Genomic DNA, 8,984 nt, shown 5'->3' with positions numbered 1-8,984 from the left:
AATCCGCCCGCATCACCCCACGCGGCGTCGCTCTCAACTCCGTCGACTTCAAAGCTCAATCCAAATACACTCGTGGCGACTCCGCATCTTACTACAACTCTTACTCCAAATATTACTCTTCTTAATAATGGAGTTGGCCTAGTTCTTGCGCTGTATAATTGGACGCAGGTATTGGAGAGTATTTTTCAATACTGAGAACGTGCGATTGGAAATGCTTGAGCTTTGCCAGCGCGCTTGTAGTGGCTACAGTCTTGGGAAAATAGGACGAATTTACAATGAAGAGTTTAGCTGAAAAGGGTCCGGCGCGTAGCGACGCGACTGCAAAATTGCTCTTGTTACTTGCCAGGGATGTTCTTCCCGATCATCTCGTTTCGGCTGTTGTTCAACTTTGTGATCAAGTGTCCGATTGGGATGAGTTCTTCTGCCTTGCGGCAAATAATGCAAGTTTGCCTTTTGTTTATAAGCATTTGTTCACCTTGAAGCCGAAGCCGGTGCCAGAGGCATTAATGCTTGAAGCGCGTCTCAATGCGCTGGGTCGGACCATACGAATGCAGAAATTGACAGCGGCTATGGGGGTCTTTCATCGCCAATGCATCGCTCCGGTTAAGGCAAACCATACGTACATGAAGGGTCCAGCCCTTGCCCAGCAATTTTATCGGGATCCTGCGTTACGCACCTGCAGCGACGTTGATGTTTTGGTTGCAGAGTCAGATTTTGCTAAGGTAGCAGAACTTGCATTCAATAGGGGTTACCGGTTTTTGCTTGATCCAGTCATCGGTAGCTTTGTAACCAAAGCTGACGATATGTCGTTCATCATTCGTCATGCGGATGTAATCTCTATGTTTGATCAGGATAACATCCATATTGAATTGCATCGGTACATAGAAAAGACGACTCCAATTTTCCCTGTTGCTCGCATTTTGCGAGAATCCCAGCATTTGAAACTTGGAAATGATACCGTTAACTCGCTTTCTACGGCCTGGCACTTTGTCTATATCATCTATCATCATTCTCGGCATTTCTGGTCACGGCTCCACTGGGTAGCAGACCTCCATGCCTTGATGAGTCATTCAAGCTTCAATATGGAAGAAGTGCTGAGACTCGCAGATGAAGTTGGTCTCTTGCCTTCAGTACAGGCGGCAATTGAGTTTGCTAGACTCACTAGCCAGCCGGACGAATGGGAGGCTAATCTTGGAAATACCCCAAGCGGCATTTTCCTCGACGCTTGTCTCAGGGGGTTGCCTGGTGACTCTGCTTTCGAGCTTGAAAGCTGGGACGCTATGTTTTTGTTCGACTTCGGTGATCAGTGGCAGTTCGACTCAAAACGTAAGTTTTTGTTTTGGGGTCAATCAGCCTTAAGACGCCTGCAGCCTAGTGTAGACCAATATATGCACAAACCTCGACCGAGAGCGATGGAATGGTTGTACGTGGCAGAGAATATAGCTGCGCTCCTTGGAAATCTTTCAAAGCGGATCGTCGCCTAATGTTGGCTCAACCCAAAGCCGCGGTTCTCGTGAAGCTGTCTTCGGTCATAGCCTCGGCTCAGATGACCGCAAATCGGGTCTGGACGATCCTGATGGAGAGTGGCCCATGGCTAACGGCCGCAGTAATTGCCGCGACATTTTTGGAGGCAGCACTTTCAATTGGCTCGCTATATGCCATAAAATTACTCGTCGATTCAATCGGTAGAGGCTTGCAAGGCACTGATGGTCATACAGAGGTCTTTTGGTACCTTGGTTTGACAGGTACCGCCCTCATTCTCGCCGCGGTTGCACAATCGATTGCTAACCTCTTGCGGATGCGACAAGGATTTGTGGTCGGTGATTTGGTGAATAGCAAAATTCATGACCGTGCAATTGCGTTGGATTTAAGCTTCTATGAAAGCCCCCAGTATTTTGATTCCCTACAAAAGGCCCGCGAAGCTGGCGCACAGCGGCCTGCTCAAGTCATCGGCAATGTCATCAACGGTGCCCGAGGGGCGATCGTTTTGGTAGCCATCCTTGTCATGCTGGCCGCGATAGAGTGGCGGCTTCTACCCATTCTCTTGCTGACTGTTGGGGCAGCCTTGGGTGTGCGGCTTCTCTTTACCAAACGCTTGTATGATTGGCGCATGACACGCGCCCAGCTGGAGCGTCGATCCGGCTATCTGGATTGGATGCTCACTTCCAACCATCATGCAAAGGAATTGCGGATCAATGGGCTCGGCGCATACTTTGCAGATAGTTACAAGGCGCTCCAAACCAAAATTCGGAAAGAAAACCTATCCCTCGAACAGAAACGGGCCGTGTTCGAACTTGGCGTTGCCGCATTTGGATCCATCGTCTTTATGGGTGCAGCAGCCTTTCTGATAGATGCCGCACTCATGGGCTCACTAACGATCGGCCAAGTGGCGATGTTTGTTTTGCTCTTGAGGCGAGCAGAGAGCGCCGGTAACGAAATGGTTTCCAGCGTTTCACGCCTCGTGGACGACCATCTGTACTTGGGTCGCTTATTTGAGTTCTTCGACACCAAACCCAAGATCACTACCGCCGCGCAACCTGCTGCTATTGCTTTGCCACTTACAGCTGGCATCCAAATGGAAAATGTTAGCTTCAGATATGAGGGCGCTGAGCGAGCGTCAGTCAGCGATATCAATTTTGAAATGCGACCTGGACAAATTGTTGCCCTTGTAGGGGAAAATGGGTCCGGCAAGACAACTCTGATCAAGCTTTTGAACCGATTGTACGACCCCACCGAGGGCAGAATTTTGCTGGATGGCACAGATATTCGACACTTAGAGCCTGACGCCTATCGTGCTCTGTTTAGCGTGATTTTCCAAGACTATTCCTGTTATGCCGACACCATTACGAACAATATTCGGTTCGGCAATGTCGCGCTACCTCACAATGCGGACGTCATTCGTCGTGCTGCCGAAGTTGCGGGTGCTGACCGTTTCATAGATGCATTGCCTGCCGCTTATCAGACACCTTTGACCAAGCTTTTTGATGATGGTCACGACCTCAGCATTGGACAATGGCAACGTATTGCTTTGGCTCGGTCGCTCTTCCCTGAATCCCAGTTTGTTATCATGGATGAGCCAACAAGTGCTGTTGATCCAGCAGCTGAATTCGAACTGTTTGAGAACTTCCGTGAGCGCTTGGGTCAGCGCGGAGCACTCATCATAAGCCATCGTCTCTCGACGGTAAGGCAAGCAGACTTCACATATGTTCTCGAAGATGGACGGATAAAGGAAGCCGGAACCCACGACGAACTGATTGCGCTGAATGGCAGCTATGCGCGGCTATTCAATATGCAAGCCAAACACTATTTGTAGAAAAATCGAAATGATGACTCCAAAAAAGCGGATCAGGTTGAAATCATTCGCGTTTAATCCTACAACTAGCGCAAATAGTGCTTAATCAATGTGTGTTCTTTTTACATTTTGAAATAATGTAAGATGCAACATCAAGACAGAGAGTAAAATTATGAGTCAAGAATCAAGTAGTGCTGTTTATTCACGCTCAAGTGTTCAAGGAAGTGCACTAGGTGACGAAATCGTATTCTTCGATGAGCGGGCGGGCAAGTATTTTGCGACTGGCTCTGTTGGTGCCGACATTTGGTCGTTACTTGAACGTCCCATGACGATGGATGAAATTTGTGAGGCGCTGATGGAAGCATATGAGGTAGATCGAACCACCTGCTTCCAGCAAGTTAGTCAATTTCTTGGAAAAATGGCGGAAATCAATCTAGTTGAAGTTGTCACGCCTGAATGAAGAAAGAGAAATTCCCCATTTAGGAGAGTAACTCTTTGAAATATAAGATTTTTGCTTGACCTAAACCTCAGCGGCATTTAGCCTCTGATTCGCAAATACTAGTAGGAGTTGAAGATGAAGACAACAATGTTAAAAAAAGTTTGGTCACAGCCACAGATCGAAGAGTTAGGAATTAGCGAAACACTTGGCGGTTTCATTGCTGACTGGAAAGAGACACAAGCCACAATCTTCGGAAATATCAATAATTTTGGTACTATTCCAGGGTGCAATAACGGAATAATCGCAAAGTGTAAGTAGAATTTGCTTACCTTGGCGGTACGCCGCTCTGAGCTTATCTTTGAAGTTGGGTGTTATTGATTTCACTATACTTCAATGGCCAGATGAACCACAACATGTGATTTTGGGGCCGGCATGCACAGCGTGCCGGCCTTTATGTTTAAGTTGAAGATGTCTTTGTTCGATCAAGTGTGGAACATGACTGTTTTTAGGAAAAAGCGCGACATTATGTGCTAAAATACCGCCTAGTCACAAGGGGGTGTCTGGCAGGGCTCAGTCCAGCGCTTTCCCATACTGCGCCCTAGGCGGAGCAAATCTTGTCACTGCCTCGAGGGCGAAATGCATCTCGGTCTGTATTCACTGTAGACGTCGTGCTGATCGGTCGACGCGGAAAAGGGCCAAGCTTTAGGGTGAAAAGCAAATTTCCCGCAGTCGAAAAGCGAAGCAGCCCTGCATCAAAAGTGCGTTTAGGGGGTAAATGTCTCACATGCCCAATTTTTAGGCATATGTAAGAATGCTATACACTAAGGACTGGGTTTACCCAGCCCAAGAATGTGACAATAAAAAAACAGATCTTTTTCATAGCTTTGCAGTCATGACCAGAGAATATCAATACAAGTCGCTGATTGAATGAATTTGTAAGTGTGCAAATTACCAAGCGTTAACTGTAATGCATCATGCAATTTCCCCTTTTAGGAGACTAATCCATTGGTATTATTGAAAAATCATTTGACTCGAGGTTTCAGCATGATATAGCGTTAGCGATCATACGTAGAAGGAGATAGCGTTATGATGAAAAAAACTTGGACTGCACCAGTTGTGGAAGAATTGAGCATTTCGGCTACCCTCGGCGGTACCGTTACTAAATTTTATGAAACAACTTTGAACGACCTCGGCGGGACCCAAACCAACTTTGGTACGATTCCTGGCACGAACATTAAGTAATCTTCTGACCTTACGGTTTTGAAGACGCTTGTTAGGGCCCGCAGTTTGCGGGCCCTATTTGCATATAGGGCAACCGATTTTGCCCGGGGCCGCTTAACCACTTAACTTGATTTCGTGGCTTACTATTGAGGCCGCCTGAGTGCTTACAGCGTTCAGTTTACCAAGCAAAGTGACCTAAGTCAGCGAAAGCAACTTGACAAAATCCTATTCGAAATCAGAAGTATAATAAAGGAATTTGGATCGATGGGGGCGATTTATGGTCATTTAAGTTTGAACGACGAACTCGTTCAAGATGCAAATTTTGCCCCGATCGCACAGGATTTATCTATTTGGGGCCCTGACGCACTGGACAGTTTGGAGCTTCCCTCGGGACGCTTTATTCAGACAACACTTTGGATTTCGCCCCAATCGCAATACGAACGCATTGTTCTCACTGCATCGGGCTATGTGGTGTGCGCCGACGCCATATTGGATAATCGGCCAGAGCTAGCGATTGAGCTTGACTTGAGGCCCGAACGTCTGAGCCAGCTATCCGACACACAACTGATCGGGATGGCATGGGACAAATGGCATGCAGACTGTCTTCAACATTTAATTGGTGATTTCTCCTTTGCAATTGCACATCCAGCGAAGAAGCATGTCTTTCTGGCGCGGGACCACATCGGCTCTCGACCTTTATATTGGGCTAGACATGGAAACAGTCTAATATGGTCCACAAGCGCCAAATCCTTGATTGATCAATATGAGGGGTCGTGGCAAATCGATGAGAAGGCAATAGTTGCGTTCCAGGTCGCTTATAATGACCCGCTGACTGACACATTTTTTGATGGTCTCCGCCGAGTTAAGCCAGGTTCTCAGGTTGAGTTCATTGACGGCAAAAGCACGCAGCACCAATGGTGGAACCCTGGAAAAGCACCTATCATTTCCTTGGCTTCACCTGATCTATATGTTCAGAAATGTCGTGCTATTCTTGAGCGCGCCGTGTCAGATCGCTGCAACTCGAACCAGCCAATTGGGGCGCACTTAAGTGGTGGTATCGATTCGACCGCCGTCGCTGTTTTGGCAAATCGGCACTTTAGAAAAAAGAGTAAGAAACTTTGTGGAGGATACGCTTGGTCTCCTCCGATTTCGACCCAACACCCCGACCTGGGTCAGTCAGATGAAAGACGCAGAATCCTTGCAACCGCGGAGAAAGAGGATATCGCAGTTCGGTTCGGCGGCTCGGAAGGGGAAAACTTGTTTGCATTCTTCCAGCGCCCATTAGAAACGGAAGGTAACGCTGATCTAGCAGATGAACTTCCGATACTAATCAATGCGGCAGACGACGGCGCAAGGGTGTTGCTATCGGGTTGGGGTGGGGATGAAGCATTTTCAGCACATGGCTATGGCTATGTTGGCTACTTGCTACTTCGACTAAGGTTCAAGAGATTAGCGGAATTCATTCGGCAACGGACCAGAGGCCTGAAGAACGTCCGCCTGGTCGTGTCCGAGCTTTGGTGGAATGGTATTCACCCAAGCCTGCCTAATATACTTTATGTGCTCTTTGATCCATTTCGGGACAAAGATTATGGATTGTGCTTTATGGGTAAAGTGCGCGCCGAGCAAAATCGGAAGTTTATCGCGCGCCTCAGGCGGCCATTACGCCTCTTTCCAGATCCAAAGAAGAATATTCTAAAGTTTCTAAAACATGGCCATTTGTCGATGCGGATGGAGACATGGGCGGCGTGGTCTGCGCCTTATAAATTGCAATATCGGTACCCCTTAACCGACAGACGACTATTGGAATTCTTACTCTCAATCCCACCGGAGATCCTATTTTTAAATGAACGGTCTCGCGGATTTTCGCGTGCGATCCTTCAAGATGTCATTCCTGCAGATGTCAGTAAGCAAGATGCAGCTAATGAGCTGTATCGAAGGGAAGCGCGGTTCAGCTGTTGGAAGATTGTCAGTGAGAGGCTTCAAAAGGAGCTACTCGAAGAGGATTGCCCTTGGTTTGACATGGAAAAACTCCGCATGGCAGCCAGCAATCCGCTAGATCAATCTACGAGCTATGGGGTCGCCCGCTTTGGTGAATTGATGACGGCTCTTAGATTATGGTTTATGTGGAAACGAAGACGAAAAGCTGGGATACAAAATACGAACAGCGACGAGACACTTTCTGGCCTCTAGGCCCGACGTTGGAGTCCCAAGTAGATACAGCCAGGCTATCCCTGAAGGCATAGTTCTTGCTAATGTTTTTCTATCCGAGGCTGTCCCAAATTCGTTCGAAATAGTGGTAACTGATGTGACCTTTATGATGCGTAAGCTTCTAAAACTTCTTTGGATCTTGGGTCGCTTCTGGAAGGTGCCATTGGTCCGCAAGCTGATGTATGCGGAAGCATTTTCCCGACTTTTAACAGCTTGGATATTAATCCGGCTCATCCCTTATTCGCTCTGGCGTGGATTGCTTGGAAAGCCTGGTCCAAGCGCGAACGACACACTTGTGACTGATACGTACAAGGCGATCGCGATCGAAGTGGCATCTGTTCACTTTGTTATCCATCGGGTGTTTGGCACGAGGTTCACCTGTTTAATGCTAGCGTTGTCTGCGCGCGGCATGTTGCGCTTGCGAGGCGTACCGAGCGAGCTGATCTTGGGGGTTCATCGGAAGCCGACTGATGCCCGAATCCAAAAGCTTGGGGCACATGCGTGGGTCACAAGCTGCACTATCGAGGTGATTGGGCATGAAGGCAATGACACCTTCATCCCGGTTGCAACTTATAGTGCATATTACGATGAAAAACCGCGCTCTATAGCGCTAACTAAGAGTCGATAGGGTATTGTTGATGTCTTCAGAAGTTAAACCGATTTATCTATATCAACTCTTTGGTTTGGCAGTTCGATCCGAAATCGAGTTTCCAGAGTTTACTTCTATGTCAGAAGAAGAAAGTAAGGGTGTTGAATACCCATGGGCTGACTTGATACATGGTAAAGTGCCTGAACAATTGGAAGATAGCCTACCACTTGCCGACTGGATTCAAGTAACCAAAACAGATTGCCTCTTTTCGGTAGCAGAAAAATGTCGCTTGCTGGTCAGCAACGGCAACCGCGTCACGCTGGATCTTTTTGAGGGCGTCCCCTACGAGGATATCCGACCCTATATGACCACGTGCGGGTTTGCCACCCTTGCCTTTCAACGCCAATATGTGCCGCTTCATGTTAGCGCCGTGGAATCCCCTAAGGGCGTATGGCTTTTCACGGGCCCCTCTGGCGCAGGCAAATCAACACTTTCGGTGGCACTGTCCAAAGCTACAGGCTGGCCGCTACTCGGCGACGATTTGGCCGTCATGGAGTTTCCAGACCCTAACAATTCACTCAAGGGCGCAATCTGTCATTTCGGCGTGAATAAAGTGAAGCTCTGGGAGGATGCGGCTCAGTCCCTTGGCATTGAGCGCGATAAGCTTGAACGGGACTTTTTCCGGCCACATAAATATCATGTCATGATCCCACCCGGGCGCGGCACTATCAAATCTGAGGAAATTGTCGGCATAATGAGCCTCGCATGGGGAGACGATATGCAAGATATCAGTTTAATTCCTATGTCTGGATCAGGCACCTTCTCAACTCTAATGAACGGCATCTATCCACCATTCATGGCACCTGCCTACCTAGACCTCGCGCGGTTACGGGTCATTCTACTTGGTATGTCGCGTGGGTTGAAAGGGGTTGTAGCAACCAGACCAAAGCGCGACGGATCTCTTGATGAAGCGATTGCAGCCATCTCGGCCTATATCGAGCAGAGCTAGGCTGACTAAAGCAACTGTATAGTCGGCCCCCCAAACCCCCTACGCACATAACCAGTTCGGTAGATCAAAGTTTCACCACCGAGACTTCTGTCAGTAAATCAAGCGAAATATCGCTTAACTGATCGCAAAGGGACCGAGTAAAAACTCTTAGAACCATTTTAGCGGGTATTAACCATGCCGTTTAGCCGATCGGTATCCTTCTTCATGTAAAAGGGAAGGGTAAGCC

Annotated in this window: 8 protein-coding genes; all 8 read left to right on the top strand. The window is 48.1% G+C overall.

Annotated features, from left to right (window positions below; translation table 11 throughout):
* Nucleotides 1–275 precede the first annotated feature (275 nt).
* The 8 genes from IOB61_RS08900 (at nucleotide 276) to IOB61_RS08865 (ending at nucleotide 8,758) form a co-directional block, all read left to right on the top strand.
* Nucleotides 276–1,484 carry a nucleotidyltransferase family protein gene (locus IOB61_RS08900; RefSeq protein WP_290815264.1) on the top strand — a complete coding sequence of 403 codons (1,209 nt, stop codon included), beginning with the start codon at nucleotides 276–278 and terminating at the stop codon, nucleotides 1,482–1,484.
* Nucleotides 1,484–3,313: an ABC transporter ATP-binding protein gene (locus IOB61_RS08895; protein WP_290815261.1), complete on the top strand. Its 1,830-nt coding sequence runs from the start codon at nucleotides 1,484–1,486 to the stop codon at nucleotides 3,311–3,313. Before IOB61_RS08900 ends, IOB61_RS08895 begins: the two co-directional genes overlap by 1 nt.
* Nucleotides 3,314–3,464: 151 nt before the next feature.
* A complete protein-coding gene (locus IOB61_RS08890) occupies nucleotides 3,465–3,752 on the top strand; it encodes an HPr-rel-A system PqqD family peptide chaperone (protein ID WP_290815259.1) in 288 nt (95 codons plus the stop codon).
* 114 nt (nucleotides 3,753–3,866) lie between these two features.
* Nucleotides 3,867–4,049 carry a hypothetical protein gene (locus IOB61_RS08885; protein ID WP_290815257.1) on the top strand — a complete coding sequence of 61 codons (183 nt, stop codon included), beginning with the start codon at nucleotides 3,867–3,869 and terminating at the stop codon, nucleotides 4,047–4,049.
* Between the two features lie 768 nt (nucleotides 4,050–4,817).
* The gene (locus IOB61_RS08880) at nucleotides 4,818–4,973 is read left to right on the top strand and encodes a hypothetical protein (RefSeq protein WP_290815255.1); all 156 of its coding nucleotides are present in this window, start codon (nucleotides 4,818–4,820) and stop codon (nucleotides 4,971–4,973) included.
* A gap of 243 nt (nucleotides 4,974–5,216) precedes the next feature.
* On the top strand, nucleotides 5,217–7,142 hold the full coding sequence (locus tag IOB61_RS08875) for an asparagine synthase-related protein (RefSeq protein WP_290815253.1): 1,926 nt from the start codon (nucleotides 5,217–5,219) through the stop codon (nucleotides 7,140–7,142).
* A 124-nt stretch (nucleotides 7,143–7,266) separates the two neighbouring features.
* Nucleotides 7,267–7,788: a lasso peptide biosynthesis B2 protein gene (locus IOB61_RS08870; RefSeq protein ID WP_290815251.1), complete on the top strand. Its 522-nt coding sequence runs from the start codon at nucleotides 7,267–7,269 to the stop codon at nucleotides 7,786–7,788.
* A gap of 10 nt (nucleotides 7,789–7,798) precedes the next feature.
* Nucleotides 7,799–8,758, top strand: coding sequence for a hypothetical protein (locus tag IOB61_RS08865; protein ID WP_290815248.1), 960 nt, complete (start codon nucleotides 7,799–7,801; stop codon nucleotides 8,756–8,758).
* Nucleotides 8,759–8,984: the final 226 nt, after the last annotated feature.

It is taken from the genome of Aquidulcibacter sp., assembly GCF_020253525.1.
Taxonomy (GTDB): domain Bacteria; phylum Pseudomonadota; class Alphaproteobacteria; order Caulobacterales; family Aquidulcibacteraceae; genus Aquidulcibacter.
Note: the sequence above shows the minus strand (reverse complement) of the source record. Positions and strands in the feature narration are given on the sequence as shown.

Excerpts from the sequence above, each read along its gene's own strand:
- IOB61_RS08865 (WP_290815248.1), top strand. The coding sequence starts at position 7,799 with ATGTCTTCAGAAGTTAAACCGATTTATCTATATCAACTCTTTGGTTTG.
- IOB61_RS08890 (WP_290815259.1), top strand. The coding sequence starts at position 3,465 with ATGAGTCAAGAATCAAGTAGTGCTGTTTATTCACGCTCAAGTGTTCAA.
- IOB61_RS08885 (WP_290815257.1), top strand. The coding sequence starts at position 3,867 with ATGAAGACAACAATGTTAAAAAAAGTTTGGTCACAGCCACAGATCGAA.
- IOB61_RS08880 (WP_290815255.1), top strand. The coding sequence starts at position 4,818 with ATGATGAAAAAAACTTGGACTGCACCAGTTGTGGAAGAATTGAGCATT.
- IOB61_RS08870 (WP_290815251.1), top strand. The coding sequence starts at position 7,267 with ATGATGCGTAAGCTTCTAAAACTTCTTTGGATCTTGGGTCGCTTCTGG.
- IOB61_RS08900 (WP_290815264.1), top strand. The coding sequence starts at position 276 with ATGAAGAGTTTAGCTGAAAAGGGTCCGGCGCGTAGCGACGCGACTGCA.
- IOB61_RS08895 (WP_290815261.1), top strand. The coding sequence starts at position 1,484 with ATGTTGGCTCAACCCAAAGCCGCGGTTCTCGTGAAGCTGTCTTCGGTC.
- IOB61_RS08875 (WP_290815253.1), top strand. The coding sequence starts at position 5,217 with ATGGGGGCGATTTATGGTCATTTAAGTTTGAACGACGAACTCGTTCAA.